General features: G+C 40.4%; 13 protein-coding genes. 7 read left to right on the forward strand and 6 right to left on the reverse strand.

Going from position 1 to position 18,528, the window contains the following annotated elements:
• Positions 1–181: 181 nt before the first annotated feature.
• Both BM097_RS05455 and BM097_RS05460 read left to right on the forward strand, forming a co-directional pair.
• Positions 182–619 (forward strand): HTH domain-containing protein, encoded by a 438-nt coding sequence (locus tag BM097_RS05455; RefSeq protein WP_090546715.1) that lies wholly within the window; start codon positions 182–184, stop codon positions 617–619.
• Entirely contained in the window at positions 574–1,554 is a 981-nt protein-coding gene (locus tag BM097_RS05460) for an IS3 family transposase (RefSeq protein WP_143084959.1), read from the forward strand. Before BM097_RS05455 ends, BM097_RS05460 begins: the two co-directional genes overlap by 46 nt.
• A 147-nt stretch (positions 1,555–1,701) precedes the next feature.
• On the opposite strand, the gene BM097_RS05465 is transcribed toward BM097_RS05460, so the two are convergent.
• From BM097_RS05465 to BM097_RS05475, 3 genes are all read right to left on the reverse strand, one after another.
• The gene (locus BM097_RS05465) at positions 1,702–2,145 is read right to left on the reverse strand and encodes an Hsp20/alpha crystallin family protein (protein WP_090546719.1); all 444 of its coding nucleotides are present in this window, start codon (positions 2,143–2,145) and stop codon (positions 1,702–1,704) included.
• 183 nt (positions 2,146–2,328) lie between these two features.
• Positions 2,329–3,870, reverse strand: coding sequence for a 2-hydroxyacyl-CoA dehydratase family protein (locus BM097_RS05470; protein WP_090546721.1), 1,542 nt, complete (start codon positions 3,868–3,870; stop codon positions 2,329–2,331).
• The gene (locus tag BM097_RS05475; protein ID WP_090546723.1) at positions 3,870–5,075 is read right to left on the reverse strand and encodes a 2-hydroxyacyl-CoA dehydratase family protein; all 1,206 of its coding nucleotides are present in this window, start codon (positions 5,073–5,075) and stop codon (positions 3,870–3,872) included. Before BM097_RS05475 ends, BM097_RS05470 begins: the two co-directional genes overlap by 1 nt.
• A gap of 160 nt (positions 5,076–5,235) precedes the next feature.
• On the opposite strand from BM097_RS05475, the gene BM097_RS05480 reads away from it, so the two are divergent.
• Positions 5,236–6,036 (forward strand): hypothetical protein, encoded by an 801-nt coding sequence (locus tag BM097_RS05480; protein ID WP_090546725.1) that lies wholly within the window; start codon positions 5,236–5,238, stop codon positions 6,034–6,036.
• 22 nt (positions 6,037–6,058) lie between these two features.
• Entirely contained in the window at positions 6,059–6,841 is a 783-nt protein-coding gene (locus BM097_RS05485; protein WP_090546727.1) for a helix-turn-helix domain-containing protein, read from the forward strand.
• A gap of 9 nt (positions 6,842–6,850) precedes the next feature.
• On the opposite strand, the gene BM097_RS05490 is transcribed toward BM097_RS05485, so the two are convergent.
• Genes BM097_RS05490 through BM097_RS05500 form a run of 3 tightly spaced genes read right to left on the reverse strand, consistent with a single transcriptional unit; the run spans position 6,851 to position 15,674 of the window.
• On the reverse strand, positions 6,851–9,541 hold the full coding sequence (locus tag BM097_RS05490; RefSeq protein ID WP_090546729.1) for a GH36-type glycosyl hydrolase domain-containing protein: 2,691 nt from the start codon (positions 9,539–9,541) through the stop codon (positions 6,851–6,853).
• 12 nt (positions 9,542–9,553) lie between these two features.
• Positions 9,554–12,352: a glycoside hydrolase family 3 protein gene (locus BM097_RS05495; protein ID WP_090546732.1), complete on the reverse strand. Its 2,799-nt coding sequence runs from the start codon at positions 12,350–12,352 to the stop codon at positions 9,554–9,556.
• A gap of 28 nt (positions 12,353–12,380) precedes the next feature.
• The gene (locus BM097_RS05500) at positions 12,381–15,674 is read right to left on the reverse strand and encodes a carbohydrate binding domain-containing protein (RefSeq protein WP_143084960.1); all 3,294 of its coding nucleotides are present in this window, start codon (positions 15,672–15,674) and stop codon (positions 12,381–12,383) included.
• A 241-nt stretch (positions 15,675–15,915) separates the two neighbouring features.
• Between BM097_RS05500 and BM097_RS05505 the strand changes: the two genes are divergently transcribed.
• The 3 genes from BM097_RS05505 (at position 15,916) to BM097_RS05515 (ending at position 18,487) form a co-directional block, all read left to right on the forward strand.
• Complete coding sequence (locus BM097_RS05505) at positions 15,916–16,308, forward strand: Fur family transcriptional regulator (protein WP_090546737.1); 393 nt, start codon at positions 15,916–15,918, stop codon at positions 16,306–16,308.
• A gap of 48 nt (positions 16,309–16,356) precedes the next feature.
• Complete coding sequence (locus BM097_RS05510; protein ID WP_090546738.1) at positions 16,357–16,944, forward strand: NADH peroxidase; 588 nt, start codon at positions 16,357–16,359, stop codon at positions 16,942–16,944.
• Positions 16,945–17,170: 226 nt separating this feature from the next.
• The gene (locus BM097_RS05515) at positions 17,171–18,487 is read left to right on the forward strand and encodes an IS4 family transposase (protein ID WP_090546740.1); all 1,317 of its coding nucleotides are present in this window, start codon (positions 17,171–17,173) and stop codon (positions 18,485–18,487) included.
• Positions 18,488–18,528: the final 41 nt, after the last annotated feature.

The following is an 18,528-nucleotide window of genomic DNA, read 5'->3' on the forward strand; positions in this document are numbered from 1 at the left end:
TTAAAATGGACCCCATAGAGTGGACACGTTAATAAATAATTAGGAAGTATTTTTTGTAATGAATCCATAATGTGGACACATTTTACTATGGATTTTATCTTCATAAAGATTAGAAAACCAATAGTGGACACAGATTTGGCAGTCAATTGCTGATATAATTAGCAATGGAAGGATAATTTTTATGAAGAAGAAAGAACGTGTTTACTCAGATGAACAAATTAGCATACTTGAACAGAATCCATACACTCACTCTGTTACCCCATATAGGCTAACTTTCACATTAGCTTTTAAAGAGTTTTTTATGTCTCAAGTATATAAGCCAGGAATGACTTGTCCGAAGATACTGAAGGCAGCTGGATATGATCCTAAAATGTTTTCCCGTCCATTTATAGATCATCTTCGAAAAAGGATTTTAGTTGAGGCAGCATCACCAGAAGGTTTACAACCTCCTAAAGGCTTATCTCAAGCAGAAAGAATCAAAGCTTTTGCAGAAAAAGATTTGGATAGTCAAAGGACTTCAACATCATTAAAAGAGCTCCAAAGCAGAGTAGTCCATCTAGAACAGCAAGTTGAATTTTTAAAAAAAATTTCAAATACCTTGCATCCACCGGAGGTTTAAAAAATAAAAAATATTTAGTGTTCGAAGCCATAAAAAAAGAACTCGAATCTGAATATAACAATCTTGATGTAAAAGAACTATGCTCTCTAGCAGGAGTATCTCGTTCTGGTTATTATCGATATATATCAGAGGATGGAGCACAAAAACGGTACAATAAGGAACTAAAGGATAGGGAAGATTTTGCTCTTATAAAAATTGCCTATGACTATAGAGGCTATGCAAAGGGATATCGTAGCATTTGCATGCGACTAAATAGGATGGGCACTCCTATGAACCATAAAAAAGTACTTAGGCTCATGAATAAATATGGGCTAAAGTGCCCTATTAGAAAAGCTAATCCTTACAGGCGAATGGCAAAGGCTATAAAAACAAATGTTGTAGCTCCCAACATCGTTGAGAGACAGTTTAAGAGCCATGGACCACGCCAAGTTCTTTTAACCGATATAACCTACATAAGATTACAAAAAAACTTTTGCTATCTATCTGTAATAATTGATGCTTTTACCATGCAAGTACTATCCTTTGTACTTAGTGAATCATTAGAAGTAGATTTTGTGTTAGAAACTGTAAATATACTAATCAAAAATCATCTGCATTCACTAGAAGCTACCACGATAATTCATTCAGATCAGGGTTGTCACTATACAAGTGTGAAATTTAGAGAACTAATAAAGGATTCGAATCTGAGACAATCCATGTCAAGGAGAGGTAATTGCTGGGATAACGCGCCCCAAGAAAGTTTCTTTGGGCACATGAAAGATGAACTAGCTCCATACATCCCTTTTTGGGAAACGTTCGATGATGTGAATCTTCGAATAACTGATTGGATGGACTACTATAATAACGACAGATATCAGTCTCAATTAAAAGGAATGGCTCCTAACGAGTACTATCATTACATAGTTACAAATAAGTTACCATCAGCATTGACATAAAAATACGGCCAAAAGAATTGGCCGTGTCCTTGACAAGGGGTTCACTTTACCTAAAACACTACTATCTATTTTTATTTTTTCCTCTCAGGTAGTAAGCTCTACAAAAAAAGTCCCATGGCGCTTGCCATGGGACCTGTGATTTTCAAGCTATCCTTCAATAGCTATATATTTTGTTTCTTCCTTTTCAGGGATTGCTTCCTTCTTAGGAACTGTAAGGCTAAGAACGCCATCCTTGAATGCTGCGTGGATATCATCCTGTGTTACTCCATCGCCTACATAGAAGCTTCTAGAACATGAACCTGTGTAGCGTTCACGTCTGATGAAGTTACCATCATCATCCTTCTCATCATTGCTGCTATTTGACTCAGCGTTGATGGTAAGATATCCATCCTTAAGCTCTGCTTTGATATCTTCCTTTGCAAATCCTGGAAGGTTCATATCAAGCTGATATGCATTTTCAGTTTCTTTTACATCTGTTGTCATCATTCGTGAAAAATCACGATCGAATCTGGAACCACCAAAACCTGTTACACGTGGTACTGAGAATAAATCATCCATAAAATCATTTGATAAAATACTAGGCATTAACATAATACTTACCTCCTTTTATTGACGCTAGGCTCTCGGTCTAGTGGATTGTGAATTAGTTCCAAGTGAGGATTTCTTTTGTTCCCCTCTTGTTGATTATGTTATATACCCAAAATTAGCACTCGTCAAGTACGAGTGCTAATAATTTATAATTATTTTATATTTTGTTAATAAATTATCTGACTTTTACCAACTCAGTGAATCATCAAACTCCTCAAGGCTGGCGTCTACAGGCTCTTCCTTAAGGATGGTGCGCATGTAACGGTTGACTTCGGTACGCATGTCGCGGCGGGTGCCGTCAAGGGGAACCATAAGATTGTGATTTACCCAAATCCAGTGGATGCCACGCTTTCTGGCTTCGGCTTCAAAGAGACCATGGTAGCCAGACATGGCTTTGCAGCCGATGTGAACGTACATGATTACCATGTCTACGTTCATCTGCTCGCAGAGTCTGAACAGGTCTTCAACTCCTGTTTCGTAACCACCGTTAGAACGATTTCTCATAATCATGTTTTCATAGAGATGTCCTAAATCTAAAAGTGCCTGGTGCTTATCTGTGGTGCTAACCATTTCTGTGGAAACACAGCAAAGCATATCGTTGATAGGAACGATTCCCCAGCAGTTCATCAGCCAATTAGGGAAAGCTGTATAATACGCAGCCTGCACGCCCCAAAGAATGGCACGATGTCTGTATTCCTTGCAGGCCATTTCCTTATTCTGGTATGCCTTTGTGGCAAGGGCTGTAATCTTTTTATCTGTGTCTAAGAATAGCTGGCTTCGGCCACCTGCTGCCATGTAAACACCGTAACGATAGAAACCAAGTGTTGCGCCAAGAAGCTGTGGATAAGGTGTCTTGTTGATTTCAAGCCATTCCAAAAATTCTTTTGTTTCTTCGTTGAAGCGAGCCATGTTGCTAAACAGATAATTCCAGTCGAATTTTTCTCCTGTATGCTCTTCGATGAATTTGATAGCGTTTAATACTTCCTCGCCTGCATATTCCTGTACGCTCTCCTGACGATGACGAATAGGTGCTGCAAGTTGGAAGGTAGGAATGCCCATGGAACGAGCCATAAGACCGCCCCCCATAAGACTACCGTCACAGGTGGTGTTGCACTGAACGGCGCAGGCACCAATCATTGGAAAATCATCCTCTAAGGCTGCACCAAATTCTGCTGCAGGCATAGGGCATACATCGTTAGGCACACCGTATTCGTGAGTCTTATCGATGTAATGCATTACACCGTTTTGGCACATGAAGGAGCTGGAATAGATGGCTGGCACCTCGTAGCTTACCCATTTAAGATTAGGGAAGCCCCCCATCAGTGTGCTCATCATATTTTCATCAAAGATAACCATCTTTTTGGAAAGCTCAACATCATTTCCAATTTCAGGGTCTGCCTTGAACATGTCAGTTAAAGACAATGTCATATCAAGAACTATCAGGCCGATTCCCTCATGGGCAAGACGAAGGGCTGTGCCGCGCAAGCCTTCTGTATGTCTGTCCATGAAATCTGGGACTGCCAGATAATTGCTCATCCAGCGATATCTAAAGAAGCCTTTGAAATTGTTAGGCTTCATCATAAATTTGCCAAGTGTAAATAAATAGTATAGCCATCTGGTGTAGTCGTACCAGGTGTCCTTAAGGCCGCGCCACTCCCTACGGCGACGTGGGCGTCTGCCTGAATATATTACCTTACCAAGAGGTTCACTTCCTAATGCTTTTCCCATTAATTCGCCCCTCCTTCGTTTCGATTATTTATAAGCTGTTTATGCTCTACTCGCTCAACAAAAGCCTGTATTCTGGTACGCAGCTGGCCTGATGATCTGACAGAATATGGTCTGTCTACTGAAAGAACAGGATAACCGTATTCTTCCTCCATGATATGGAAGGCGGCTGCACGCTCGTAGCCCCAGTAATCACAGAACTTAATCTGTTCATAAATGAGTCCGTCAGCCTTGTATTCCTTTGCAAGATAATCCACGTACTCCCTGCGTTCCATTATCTTTTCCTGATTGAAGAAGCGTGGACATTTACCCCACTGCAAATAAGTACGGCAAATCTGTGTAAGCACATCCTCATCATCGTTAAGCTCAATCACCTGTCTGCCAGGAAGTGAGCCAAAGCAGTATCTATCTGCCACAACAAGGGCACCGCATTCTTCTGCAAGACGGATAAACTCTGGGTCGTCTATTTCAGAGCCTATCATCACAACCCTGATGCGATATTTATTCTTCTCATCAGGCTCTCTTGTTTTAAGCTCTTCTAAGGTGTCCTGTAATTTATCAATAATCATATCCTTAGGACTGCAGTAGCTGGCCAGGCATAGCACCGCAAACTCATATCCTGTGATAACAGGATTATCGCATTTACGATAGTCGCCAATTTCAGTAAGAAGTCTGCTTACTTCATTTTGCTGTTGAACAGCTGAACGCATAGCCTCATCTGAGATATCTACTCCAAGCTTTTCATGAAGTGGCTCAAGCACATGAATGCGCATCTGCTTAACATAATGCTTAAGCGCTGTCTCATCAGATTTCATTGGAACATCTGAATATGTAACAAAGAAATCCGGGTTTGGATTAGTTTTAAGATGCTCGATATTTTCCACGCAGCGATTCATCTGTGCACAGGCATCTGGTGCGATGATGCAATCAAGGAAATTAAAGCCCCCCTCTAAAGCTCTTTCCAAAAATGCACGACAAGCCTCACACAAAGTGGAGCTCATATAATATGTTCCCATTTCAATTGAACCGGTGCGAGGTGCACGGAGTCTGACAGAAAAACAACCCGGCAAATTAAGTAAAGGCTCAGGAATTTGAAAACAAACATGTCCAATAGCATGTCTTCCCTCGTCCTTAGCTGCTCTCGCCAGGTCGTTGTAGCTATCCTCAAGAAGTTTTTCGAAATAATATAAATGTTTTAGGTCCTTCATTTATACCCCCTATTAAGTTATTCTTGTCTATTTTATCAGCAAAACGCCTTCCAAACAACAAAATTTATCAAATTTTACACCTGTTAATCACAAAATGTAGTAACAAATATATACTTTCGCCACAATATATGCTATTATATTGAATAGTGGAGGATAAATAATGTATAGAAATGATTTTTTATTCAGTTCACATTTGAATTATCAAATTAATGCTGCAAAATCAGCGGAAAGCGAAACAGACATTCCTGACAAGGATATTCTGTCCATTAATCTTAAGAAATGCGATTTTAAGGAATTTTCAAAGGCTCTATTATTTGAAAAGAACAAAAATCCTGATTTTAATTTTATGGACTCAAGCCTGGATGCGGTTAAACCATCCAACTTTTCCCCTGATAAGAAATACAACTTTCTGGATCTCACTGAATACGCCAAGCATACTGCCATCACTATTGGCAATATGACTCTTTTCAGCGAGCTTCAAAAGATTGCCAGCGCCTGTGAGGCCTTTAACGCCATCTCCACTGCCCACTCAAGCACCACCGCACCTTTGGTAAGGTCCTTTGATGATTACGATAGCTTTAGCATCAAGGCTCAACCTACCACACTTGAGGAGCTTGGAAGCTGTGTTATCGGCGGCGGCAATGAAGGTGCTATCAAAATTGCAGCAACCTTCCACGAAAGCAGCACCAATACACATCCTATTATTTCCGTCAGATTTTATTCTCTCAACAATGGTGTTTATCTTACAAACAGGGATATAATAGGAATTGACAATATTTATAAGGCTAACGCCTCCTTAATGGAGACCTTTGCCTACATGAGCTATCACGATTACATGAACAATCACTTCAATTATTCCTTCGACAAGATTTTAATAAGTGATTCCATCGAAATCGATAGTTTGGATGATATGTACACTAAACATTACGATCTTCGTATTTACGATAAATTATATGCATAATTAAGAGGCTTTACGAAATATTATGGCAGAAAACGACTTGAAATTTATGGTATCTGGCGAGGAAAATGAAATAGTTCATCGCCATCAAAACAGCGAATTACTTTTCTATCAGCAGGTTGCAAAGGGAGATCTTGCAGCCATTCATGAGAATTGCCTTCGCCACGAATTCTTGAATCAGGCAGGGGTGGGTCTGCTTTCAAAGGACCCTATCCAAAATCTTAAATATCATTTTGTAGTTTCCGTAGCTATCATTTCCAGATTGTGCGTAGATAATGGTATGGAGATGGAAAAATCCTATCGTTTAAGCGATTATTACATCCAACAGCTAGACGATATTACTTCCATCGATGCCATGGAAAAAATTCATGACAGGATGGTTTCAGATTATACCGAGCGCATGCAGATTATCAGGCAAAACGCAGGCTTGTCACGTCCTATGACAGAATGTATGAATTATATTTACTCCCACATCAAGGAGCGTATTACTGTTAAGGATTTGGCGGAATACACCAGCAACTCAGCCAGCTATATTTCTCGTCTTTTCAAGGAAGAGGTGGGAGTTTCCACCAGTGATTATATTAGAAATGCCAAAATAGAAGCTTCAAAGAATCTTCTTCGATTTAGTGATTATAGTCTTGCAGATATTGCAAACTATTATTCATTTACTTCTCAGAGTCATTTCAGCCAGATCTTTTTAAAAGAAACTGGCCTGACACCAAAAAAGTACCGTGAGAAATACTACGGTACTCATTGGAAGGGGACTGCAAACGATATAATGTCTTATACCGCCGAGTCCCAAGAATGAAGAAAATTTTTATCCTAACACCACGAGAATTTTATTGTTATTTTCAAGCCTCTCAATAACATCTCTTGTGATAATTAGCTGTGAATCATTAACGGGTAGCTTGCTTTCATTTAAGTAAGCTGCCTTTATTTTATATGAACCAAAATCCTTTTGTTCAGGATTTTCAATGATGATTTCAAATCTCTTATCTGCAAAATTTAGTTCTATAGCTGCAGTGTTGTTTTCATCAAACTGTTCCTTTATAAGGGCTGGTGAGATTTCCAGATTTCCTCTATTTCCTCTTACACCAAACACCTCTGTAATCATTGTAAGCAGATACCATGAAGCGGCGCCTGTAAGATAAGGATACTTACCCCTTCCATCTGCTGCAAAATATTCTGGAATGCCAGGATAGATTCGGCTCACCTTGTAATTCATAGAAGCGTCAAATAACGACTTTAGTGATTTGTAGCCAGCCTCAGCAAAGCCTCTTTGATATAAAGCATTTGCGTACATTACCGACATGTGAGAAAATACCGCTCCATTTTCCTTTTCACCGTAGGCAAAGCCAAACATTCTACCAAGGTCCGATTTCACTTCCTTAAAATCAGTGTTCAATCTATATCCACCGATTTCACCACGATATAAATATCTATCAGCGGCCTTTACAATCTTTTGAATGTGGGCGTCATCTGCCACCTTTCCCATGATTGCAAATACCTGACCTGTAAGCATCATTCTGGTGTTTTCATCTATCTCATCAAAATATTCTACCTTACGCTTGCTATTGTCGTAGTAGCTGTTGAACCAGCCCTCGCCTTCCTTGCCATCAATCCATTCATTAGCATTAAGATATTCTGCAAAATCTTCCGCCATCTGATTGATTGTATTTACAAGACTTGTGACAGTAATGCTGCTAAGCTTTCCTGAAATATCTCCATCTACCTGCGCAAGGTAATTTTCAAGAATTTCCTTTTTCGAAGCCACAGTCTTATCACTTCGTATATACGAATTAACAAGAGTTACAAGCTCTTCCGCTATATCGATTGTGTCGATTCCCTGCTTCTTTGAATAATCTGAAATAAGTGTCGCTAAATCCTTTAGATTTCCAACATAAGCATAGGAGAATGCACAGGATTCGCCATTTGCTTCTGCCATATCAAGTGCATCATTCCAATCTGCACCGCGAAGTCTAAGAACTCCATGCTCACCTACCTCGTAAAAGGCTGCAAGATTTTGCACCAACAAATGCTCTATTATAGAACCAGAATATACCTCCTTAGCCTCTGTAAGCTGCTTGTTTTCGGTATTTTCATATTTTTTATCAACAATAGCTCCACGATGAACGATGGAATCCTTAAAGTATGGAACCATTTCCCTTAAAATATCGTAATCACCTGACTGATTGATATATAAAAGAAGTGTCTTTAGTGGCCAATATGCATGGTCCATCCAAACTCTGGCGATACCATTTCTATCGGCAATAAAATTGCCAAGTCCATCGCCAATTATTGTGGCGTTGCTTCCGTCCATTCGCACACCACCAAAGTTTGCCACTATCATCTGGCGCACATTTGCTGGCTCCATAAAAAGAAGTGATAGACAATCCTGCCACAAATCTCTCCAACCTCTGCCACCTCTGCCATAATCATGATATGGAAGGAAGGAGCAGCCATACACTCTTCTAAGGAATGGCTGGAATGCAATCCAGCGCATATATTCATCAAAAGCCCCATTACCTGTTTTAAAGCCTACATTTACCTTGTCCAGCCAATACTTTTTGGTCTCCTCAAGCTCCTTTTCTACAGCCGAAGATGTGCCGAATCTTTTTACTAAAGCATCGATTTCTGTAACATCTTCTGTTACTCCAAGAAGTATCGTATATGCGATACTCTCTCCTGCCTTAAGCTCTATTTCAGCAAATCTAAGTCCGCCCACTGCTTCCTTGCCATCAGCTGTATAGCCTGCTGCTACACCAGTCTCCTGTCGATACACACTTCTTGGCTTGGCAAAGCTTCCGCCTTCACCAATATAGCTTTCCACAGTTGGGAAGAAACCTTCTGGCTTATTTCCACTTTCATCAACACCCACCACAAAGTAGGTTTTCTGATTCATTCTATGACCCTTTTCATCAAAGGACATTGTAGGCGTAACCAAAACCCCTGCATCTACAGTTTTGATGCGATGCAGCATAGATGTTACGTTGCGGTGATCTCTAAGATTGTCTGCAGACCTTCCATAAATTGGTACTGCTGCAATATTTGTGATAGTCTTTGACTCACTGCCCTCGTTTTTGATTAGCACATGCATAATCTCCACATTTGCATCCACTGGGATGAAGGAAGTGATTTCCGAGCTGATTTTATATTCATTGTTGTAGCGAGTAGCCTTGTGCCACATAAATCCAGCCTCAACGCAGCTTTCATCCTGAGCCAATGTGAACTTTTTACTTTCCTGATCTGCAGAATTTCCCACTGCAGACCAGACCTTACAATTGTCCATGTAAGTCCAAAAGTTTCTACCACTTTTATTGTTGTGTAAGTTTTCCACGCTGACAGGTTCTAACAAAAATGTTTCCTGGTCCACCATTGCATCACCTGCAAGATTTGGGGCAACCGATGCCTTAAGCCCCTTTTCTCCTGCTATTGGAAAATATAAATAACTTGTATCTTCTGCTCTTGGCACCTTAAAACTACCATTTTTATCTATAAAATCTATCAACTTACTTACTCCTTACTGTTCACCCATTCTGGCAAACATTAATCTAAATTCTTCCTCCTTGGACTTTGCCAAAGAGATTGTCATACCATCTATTTCCATTCCATCCTGCGCAAAATATAATCTCATGAAGAAGGTCATAGCGCAGTTTTCGAATATTACCTCAACGTTCTGCCATTCTCTGTCGGCGCCTGTTAAGGTAACCATCTTTACAAGCTCCTTATCCTTGAAAATGCTAAGTGGTATCTGAGCCAAATCGCTTTTGGCATTAGAACGCACACGCATAGAAAGCTTGTAGTCTCCTCTTTCCTTAAAGGAAATTGAAACTGTATTACTACTGTTTCGTGCAGTCTTGATTAAGTCTGCCTGAAGCTTTGCACTGCCACTTTCATCAATTCTACAATCTATAATATTGTCAAATTCTGTATCATCATCCTCTGCCTCATTTGCAAGATCAATATCAAGTGTATTGTTTCTTTCGATAAATCTTGCAAAGGTAGGTGTGTGAAGGATGAATTCGCAAATATTTTTAGCACACTTTTGAAGCTGACTCTTATCAAGTCTTCCGTCCTCAAGAGCCTCCTCAAGATTGTCCTTGTTGGTGTTATCCTCGGCACACTGTGTTACCATGTACAAATCATTCTGAGCTCTCACGATAGCTGCCATATCGGTGGAATCGCCGCACTCAGCCTTGCCGCCCTTTGCCCACCAATCTGTCATTACGATGCCCTTAAAGCCCCATTCATCACGAAGGACCTTTGTAACTAAATCGTAATTAGAAGATGTATAATAGCCATTAATAGAGCCGTAGGTTGTCATTACTGCTGTTGCGCCCGCTTCCTTAACTGCTATTTCAAAGCCCTTAAGATATATTTCTCTGATGGCACGCTCGCTGGCCACATGTTCTACAGTGTGGCGATGTGCCTCCTGTGTGTTCATGGCAAAATGCTTGATGGTGCCTGTTACACCGATTTTATGCATACCCTTAAGCTGGGCAGCTGCATTCTTTCCTGTAACAAATGGGTCCTCACTGAAGTACTCAAAGTTACGTCCATTAAGTGGATTTCTATGCAGATTCATACCAGGTCCTAAAAGCACATCAATCTTGTTCTTTCTAAGCTCTAAGCCCTCGTATTGATAAAGCTCTTCTGTAAGGTCAAGATTCCACATGCAGGCCAACAAGGTTCCGTTTGGCATAGCAAATGCCTTCTTGCCGGAATCCATTCTGATACCTGATGGGCCATCTGTACAACAGCAGGTAGGAATTCCCTTTTCTATCAATGATTCTGTTACTCCACCGAAGGCGCCCCCACAGCCAGGTGTCACCTTTGGCGAGCTCATTCCCTCACCTCTAACTATTGCGCAAAGCTCTTCATTGCTAAGCTGTGCTACAAATTCATCAACTGTACATTTGTTATCTAAAACATCAACAAGCTTATAGGACTTATCCCCTGCTACCAAGGCTTCACATTTTGGTAATTCATAGTTTTCTTCAGTTGCCTTTGGCACATCCTCGTAGGAGATGGTAAAGCCATCCTCCCTAGCTTCTGGCTTGATACGTGTGAAATCAAGCTTTGGTGCAAGAGCCTCTGAAAGCTGTTCTACCACCCTTGTTCTACCAATATTGTAGGTACCGATTCTAGAAAGATTTCTGATGTTATCACCTACATAAAAGACGTAGGTTCCCTCCTCTAAAACATAGGCACTCTTGTGTCCTGTAACTCCACTATCATCAAAGCTTGCCATTTGATAATTCGTAAATACGATATCTAATATTTCATGCTCATCAGCATCAAGCTCCTTTGTTTTGGCGAAGCCTACCAGGTCAAGAACTGGCTTGCCTAGCTTGCCCTGTGGCTTGGCTACATAAACCTGAACCACTTCCTTGCCCTTGTAATCGCCAATATTTGTTACTGTGATTGAAACCTTGACCTGACCATCCTCTACAGCAAATCCATTGGAAATGATATCGAAGGATGTGTAAGACAGACCATATCCAAAAGGATACATAACCCTGTCCTTTGCAAAGGTCTCAAAATATCTATAGCCTACATAAATATCCTCCTGCTGGATATTGCGCTTGCTGTCACCAAAATTTCTTGTTGAAGGATAATCCTCGATGTTGTAGGCGATTGTATCTGTCAGCCTACCTGAAGGAGAAACCTTGCCCTTAAGCACATCTAATACACCGTTTCCACCTTCCTGGCCGCCCTGCCAGATGTAAGCTACTGCAGAGGGGTTGTATTTAGCCACCCACTTCATATCAATGATATTTCCTACATTTAAAAGGACGATGGTCTTTTCAAATACCTTTGTTACATTTTCAAGCATCTGATGCTCGTCATCTGTAAGTAAATAGCTTCCTTTAGCGTTGCTATTATCCTGGTCCTCACCTGCGGTACGTCCTATCAGGACAATAGCAACCTCTGAATTTTCTCTAGCTTCAAGAGCCAGCTCCTTTGTAACTGGCATCTCCTTTTGGAACCAAGGCTCTGCAGCCCAACCTGCGCCTGCATCAAATGGATTATCTTCAATCCATCTTTCATAGGTATTTCTTAAATTGCTATTAATCTCAAGACTGCCATCCTGTTCAATGGCCTCGTATACTCCAATGACATATCTGGTGTTGACCATTCCACCAGAGCCTGTGCCGCTCTTGTAGTAGTTGAACTGACTTCTACCAAAGATTGACACCTTTGTTCCCTCCTTAAGAGGTAAAACCTTTGCTTCGTTCTTGAGTAATACCACTCCTTCAGCAACTGCCTGTCTTGCTACCTTAGCAAACTCTGTAGTATCAAAAATCTTGTTTGCCATTTACCTTAATTCCTCTCTTTTCTAAATATTACGCGAAAAGTGATTTAAAGAAATCAATAATAGCCTTGAAGAAATTAATAATTGCCCCGAAGAAGCCTACCTGCTTCTCATCACCTGCTTTTGCAGTCTCAGGCTCATCAATCTTCTCTTCTGTAGCCTTATTTGAATCTACTGATTCTTCTTCCTTTACTTCTTCTGTCTCGTCGTTTTCTGTATCTTCCACTGTGTCTTCCGACTCAGCTTTTGCTGTCTCAGTTTTTGCTGTCACTGTCTTACCAGCTTTTGCATTTGTTGAAGCAGTCTTTGTCGATGCAGTCTTTACACTTGGACTAGCAGATGATGCTCCCGAAGCCGATGGGGTTTTATCTCCTCCAGTCACCTGTGGCTTTGGAGCAGAAGGGGCTGGTGCATCATCTGTAAGCTCAATTAAGCTAATGTCATCTATATAAATGTCATGCTTATCAGTAATTCTTTTGCCTTCAACAGAACCCATTGTAATGTTAAATCTTGTGTTAGGGTCTGTATCAGCCTCCATTACAAAATCCTGACTAAAGGTCTTCCAATCATTTCCAATTTCTACAGAGCCTGTGCCACTGTAGTTGGTCCAATTGCCCTCAAACTCCTGAAGTGAGTACTTGATGATTCTGTCAATTGAAGACTTTGCCTTAAAGGATACTCTATATTTCTTGCCCTTCTCCAGCTTGATTCCATCCTGGTTAAGCTGAACGTACCAGCAATTATCATCTGTATCAGCAACAGTATCCTCGATTGTGATAGCAAAGGCATTGTCATTTCCATTCATGTTGTCGATGACATAGTTTGCCTTTACTGAATCATATATGTATGGTGTAAAGCCTGCAAGCCCTGCATTAAAGGAACCATTCTTTAATAGGGCTGCCTCAGCAAGAAATACATTATCAATGTAATACTCACCCGGCTTTGTAAATACCAATTCAACCTTAGAATCCTTGCGCTCCAAATTCTTATCAAGCACAAACTTGTGAGAATAGCTTGCGTTCTCCTTTGCAAGCTCAGGTGTAAAGCTCTTACCTGCCACATTTACAGTAAGGCCATCCTTAACATCACTGTAACCGTTAAAGCTGATTTCGTATTGGCCTGCCATAAGTGGTGAAAGCTCGCCCTGGAAAACCCTGATAGGATTTTTCTTTGATGTGCCCTTAGGTGCTACCACCTTAAGGTATCGCATATTCCTCTTATTAGTAACAGAAACTGCCTCTTTATTATTGCTCTCCCAATAGCCCAATCGATTTTCACCTTGATCAAAACCTCCATTGTAAATATAATTACCATCCGGACGAATTGTCTTTGCATCGTCTTCAACTATCTCATTACCTGATTTGTGTCTAAGCTTTACATTTGAAATTGTAACCGCCGCTGTCGATTTTTGTTTTCCTAAATTAAATTCTAAGGAACCATTTGCATCTGTCTTTTCATTCATTGTGAAGCTGTAGCTGTAGCTCTGCTTCTTGGTAGATACTGGAACTGATGTATCCTGAAGATATCTCATCCAGCCTCTGTCTGGACCTTCCACATCAATGATGATGTCTCTATCCTCATCTGCAACTGCATCAAAGGTAAGTTCATATTCCCAACCCTTGTACATTGGGATGTTCTGCTGCTTAAGCTGTACGCTGTGTGGCTGCGAACCTACAGCAGAAGGCTCTAGCTTAATCTTGTTATTCTCTACCTTGTAAGTAGTTTCCTTGGCATCGCTTTCTAAATGAAGCTTCCAATTGTTATCATCAGCATCTTCGGCACCATCAATTGCAATGTCTTTTGCAAAATCACCGTTGATTACGTAGTTACCATTTTTATCTGGCTCTCTGAACTTTACTGGCTCCTTTTCAGGACGCTTGGCCTTCGCCTCTTCCTTTTCATATTCCTCAGCAGATTTCTGATAAACTCTTACATAATCTACAGCAAAGCTATCATCATTCATGTGCTCATAAACGCTGTCATCAGGATAACCTACCCAGCTGCCGCCAACTGCAAGATTAAGTATGATGTAAAAATCCTGATCGAATGGAGCTGGATAAGTGAGCTGACTATTGTCGTCGCTACCTGTGTACCAATCGTTGGTGCTGAACACCTTTTCATCGTCCACATACCAGGTGATAAGTCCTGGCTCCCAGTCCACTCTGTAGGTGTGATACTCATCAGCAAAGCTTCCATCTGAAAGAACCTTGCTTCCCTGATTTTCCTTATGACCACTTCCTGAGCTATAGCCATAATGGATGGTGTGATAAGACTTTGAAACGTCCTGTCCCATAACCTCCATGATGTCTATCTCGCCACACTTTGGCCACTGGCCGTAAAGGCCTTCGTCTGTAGCCATGAGCCAGAACGCTGGAAGATATCCCTTGCCCTCAGGCACCTTGGCTCTAGCTTCAAATCTTCCGTAGGTGAAATCATGCAAGCCCTGTGTAGTGATACGACCTGATGTGATTTCTCGCTTGGAAGAACCAGTGCTTGTCTGTCCACCCATTGCTGATTTTTCTATAGTAGCCTTTGTTCCTGCGTACCAATCATATCCGTTGTCAGGATCAAGCAGGCTGATTTCCACCATCCTATCTGCATCTGCCACTGCATCCATTGAAAACTTGTAAGAATGTCCGCTTTCAAGCTTCAAACCGCTTTGCTGCAGCTGGTAGTTCCAGTTAGCATCGCCGGAGTTGTCTATGGTTAAATAGGCATTTCCATCTTCATATTTGTATGAACCTTCCGCTGGTGATGTGATGCCACAATACCAATCATCTCCACCAGAAAAGCTTCCGTTTCTAACAAGCTGTGAATCATCCTCTGTATCAATAAGGGAGATGTTTGAAAGCTTTACGTTAGCTTTTGCATTTCCTGCCTCTGAATCATCTATCTTTCCGAAATTAACCTGAAGAGCAATTGTTTCTGAGGTTGCTTTGTCATCCCCCACTGTAAATTCGAAGCTCACATGTGTAACCTTTTCTTCCGCTGGCTCCTCAATAACATCTTCAGTTGTTTTTTCTTCTACGTGAGGCTTGATGACCAGCTTGCCATCCTTCACCTCTATATTTCCTTCATCTATACCTGTGTATCGTTGAAGCTCTGAATTAACCCAGCCTGGTTCGTGCTTTTCCACGTTCCAATCCTTTAGGTTAAGATTATCCCCGTCAAATTCATCGTTCCATACCATTTCGTAGCCTTCATCAGAATACTTATCCGTGATGGAGGGTTTCGAATCTGTTTTAGCTTCCACCGGAACCCCTGTGAAAGCCATCATACCGGCCATCCCCAAAGCCAGCATGCGCAATCCACTACCATTCTTCATTACATCCATTCTCCTTTCATTTTAAAAATGATAAGGATATGATAGGAAAAATTTTTATAGTTTTATATCGAAAATGAACTTTTTTTATCAAATTCATTCATCAAAAAACAGTGAATTATATTTACTCTAACTGTGGTTAGAGCTATAAAACAGGAATTATTACTAATTTTATATTGACATTCCCTTCAATTTTGTTATTATAAATATAGTCACTATTAATTTTTTAGATTGGCGGTGTTAAATGAATTATAGTAGGCAACGTGAATCAATAAAAGAATATTTAATGTCAACCCATGAGCATCCTACGGCTGATGTAATATATCAGCATGTTAAGGAGGATTATCCCAAAATCAGCCTGGGTACTGTCTACAGAAATCTTACTCTCCTTGTTGATTTAGGGGAGGTCAGAAAGATTTCCACTGGTGACGGAACAGAGCATTATGATGCAGATACATCAGCTCATAGTCACTACTATTGTAGGTGCTGTCACAGGGTAATGGATTTGGAGGTTACGCCTAGTGTTGACCAGATTCTTTCCGCTTCTTCTGCAGGTCTTGGCACAATTGAAATAGCAAGCTTGCTTTTCACCGGTGTGTGCAAAGACTGCATTATAGAGCAAGACAAAAATTTATAGTGAAATCAGTAATGATTATTATATTTTTCAAATGAAAGGAGTCTAGTTATGGCAAAGTATGTATGTTCTGTATGCGGTTATGTTTATGAGGGCGATAACCCACCAGAGGAATGCCCTGTTTGTCACGCAGACGCAGACAAATTTAAAGAGGTAGAGGGCGAAATTAAGCTTGCAGCTGAGCATGAATTCGGCATCTATGAAAAGACAGTTAAGAACAACCCTGATATCACAGACGAAGACAAAAAATACATCTTAGATCAGTTAAAGTCTAACTTTACTGGTGAGTGCTCAGAGGTTGGCATGTACCTTTGCATGGCTCGTGTTGCACATAGAGAAGGTTATCCAGAAATCGGTTTATATTGGGAAAAGGCTGCTTACGAAGAGGCTGAGCACGCTGCTAAGTTTGCTGAGCTCTTAGGTTCAGAACTTGAGGTAAACATGACAGATTCTACAAAGAAGAATCTTGCATGGCGTGTTGATTGCGAATATGGTGCTACAGCTGGTAAGTTTGATCTTGCTGCTTGCGCTAAGAAAAACAATCTTGATGCAATCCATGATACAGTTCATGAGATGGCTCGTGACGAGGCTAGACACGGTAAAGCTCTTGAAGGACTTTTAAATCGTTACTTTAAATAAAAGCATATTAAAAAAACTGCCCTCCATGACGGCAATGTCATTAAGTTAAGAGGGACCTTAAAAGATCTCTGCATCAAAAAAATGATGCAGGGGTCTTTTTTTCTGCAAAGAAGGGGTTGACAGCAACACCGAAAAGTGCGGCCGCTTTCGCTACTGATTGTTTTTAGAGGTAGCGAAAGCGGCCCTTGAAATTGTAAGCATATTTCTCAATTTCAAGGAGGTGCACATGAAACCACAAATAGTAAAGGATCTTTTGATGTCTCAGATCAAAACAATTGCTGCTAATGCCAAGTCTTTCTGTATCGATACCGAGAGGAACTTCTCAAGAAAAAGAAAACTGACTATGGAAAAAGTCATTACCGGAATCATTGGTATGGGAAGTGGCAGCCTTACAAATGAATTGCTGGATCTTTTTAATGATAGTCCTGAAACTCCAACTTCGTCTGCTTTTTGCCAACAGCGCTCCAAGATTACTGTAGAGGCTTTTGAAGCAGTATTTCGACTTTTTTCAAAAAAACTATGTGATTCTTTTGATGATCAATTACCTATACTTGCAATAGATGGTTCAAAAATTCAAATTCCAACGAATCCAGATGATGTGGATTCCTATTTGCCTGGCACAAATGGTCAAAAGCCTTACAATCTCCTGCACCTAAATGCTCTATATAATCTCCAGCATCAAATATATCAGGATGCAATTATTCAGAAATCAAAGTATGCTAATGAGCATCTTGCTCTTGTCGAGATGGTTGATCGTTCTTTACTGCGCAATGCTCTTTTGATGGCTGACAGAGGATATGAAAGTTACAACAACCTTGCTCACATTCAGGAAAAGGGTTGGTATTTTCTGTTTCGAATTAAAGATGGCGACTATGGCATTAAACAAGGGTTGACATTGCCAGATGAAGATTCTTATGATATCAGTTTTGAACTTAATCTCACTCGGAAGCAGACAAAAGAAGTGAAGGAATTGATAAAAGACAGAAATCATTACAGGTGGATTCCAAGTAACATGGTCTTTGATTACCTTCCGCCCAAAAGTCGAAAAAGTGATCCGGTCAGATTCTATAAACTATCATTCAGGATTGTGAGATTTCCTATATCCGAGGAGACAAATGAAACAATCATAACGAATCTTCCAACAGATAAATATCCAGCAGAAGAAATAAAGAAACTGTATGCTTTAAGATGGGGAATCGAAACATCATTTAGGGATTTGAAATATACCATGGGAATGCTTGATTTTCATTCAAAAAAGGTGGAATGCATACAGCAGGAAATATATGCACATCTTATAATGTATAACTTTGCGGAAATGATTACCTCGCACGTAGTCATTAAGAAAAAGCAAAGAAAATATACATATAAAGCCAATTTTTCGGTCGCAGCTCACATGTGCAAAAAGTTTTACCGCGGTATTACATCTCCACCTGATTTAGAAACCATCATATCAAGAAATCTTGTACCCATTAGACCAGACCGACATCGTGAAAGATACCAGTCAGCAAGAATCTTTAGAGGTTTCTTATATAGAGTAGCATAAAAATGAAAAGTTAAAAATGTTATTTAGGCAGATATACAATC

Origin of the sequence: Pseudobutyrivibrio sp. OR37 (assembly GCF_900113655.1) — a bacterium.
Lineage (GTDB): Bacteria > Bacillota > Clostridia > Lachnospirales > Lachnospiraceae > Pseudobutyrivibrio.

Bases quoted from the DNA above. Each gene is read 5' to 3' on its own strand.
- BM097_RS05480 (WP_090546725.1), top strand. From the start codon at position 5,236: ATGTATAGAAATGATTTTTTATTCAGTTCACATTTGAATTATCAAATT.
- BM097_RS05500 (WP_143084960.1), bottom strand. From the start codon at position 15,674: ATGAAGAATGGTAGTGGATTGCGCATGCTGGCTTTGGGGATGGCCGGT.
- BM097_RS05515 (WP_090546740.1), top strand. From the start codon at position 17,171: ATGAAACCACAAATAGTAAAGGATCTTTTGATGTCTCAGATCAAAACA.
- BM097_RS05495 (WP_090546732.1), bottom strand. From the start codon at position 12,352: ATGGCAAACAAGATTTTTGATACTACAGAGTTTGCTAAGGTAGCAAGA.
- BM097_RS05465 (WP_090546719.1), bottom strand. From the start codon at position 2,145: ATGTTAATGCCTAGTATTTTATCAAATGATTTTATGGATGATTTATTC.
- BM097_RS05455 (WP_090546715.1), top strand. From the start codon at position 182: ATGAAGAAGAAAGAACGTGTTTACTCAGATGAACAAATTAGCATACTT.
- BM097_RS05505 (WP_090546737.1), top strand. From the start codon at position 15,916: ATGAATTATAGTAGGCAACGTGAATCAATAAAAGAATATTTAATGTCA.
- BM097_RS05475 (WP_090546723.1), bottom strand. From the start codon at position 5,075: ATGAAGGACCTAAAACATTTATATTATTTCGAAAAACTTCTTGAGGAT.
- BM097_RS05510 (WP_090546738.1), top strand. From the start codon at position 16,357: ATGGCAAAGTATGTATGTTCTGTATGCGGTTATGTTTATGAGGGCGAT.
- BM097_RS05485 (WP_090546727.1), top strand. From the start codon at position 6,059: ATGGCAGAAAACGACTTGAAATTTATGGTATCTGGCGAGGAAAATGAA.
- BM097_RS05470 (WP_090546721.1), bottom strand. From the start codon at position 3,870: ATGGGAAAAGCATTAGGAAGTGAACCTCTTGGTAAGGTAATATATTCA.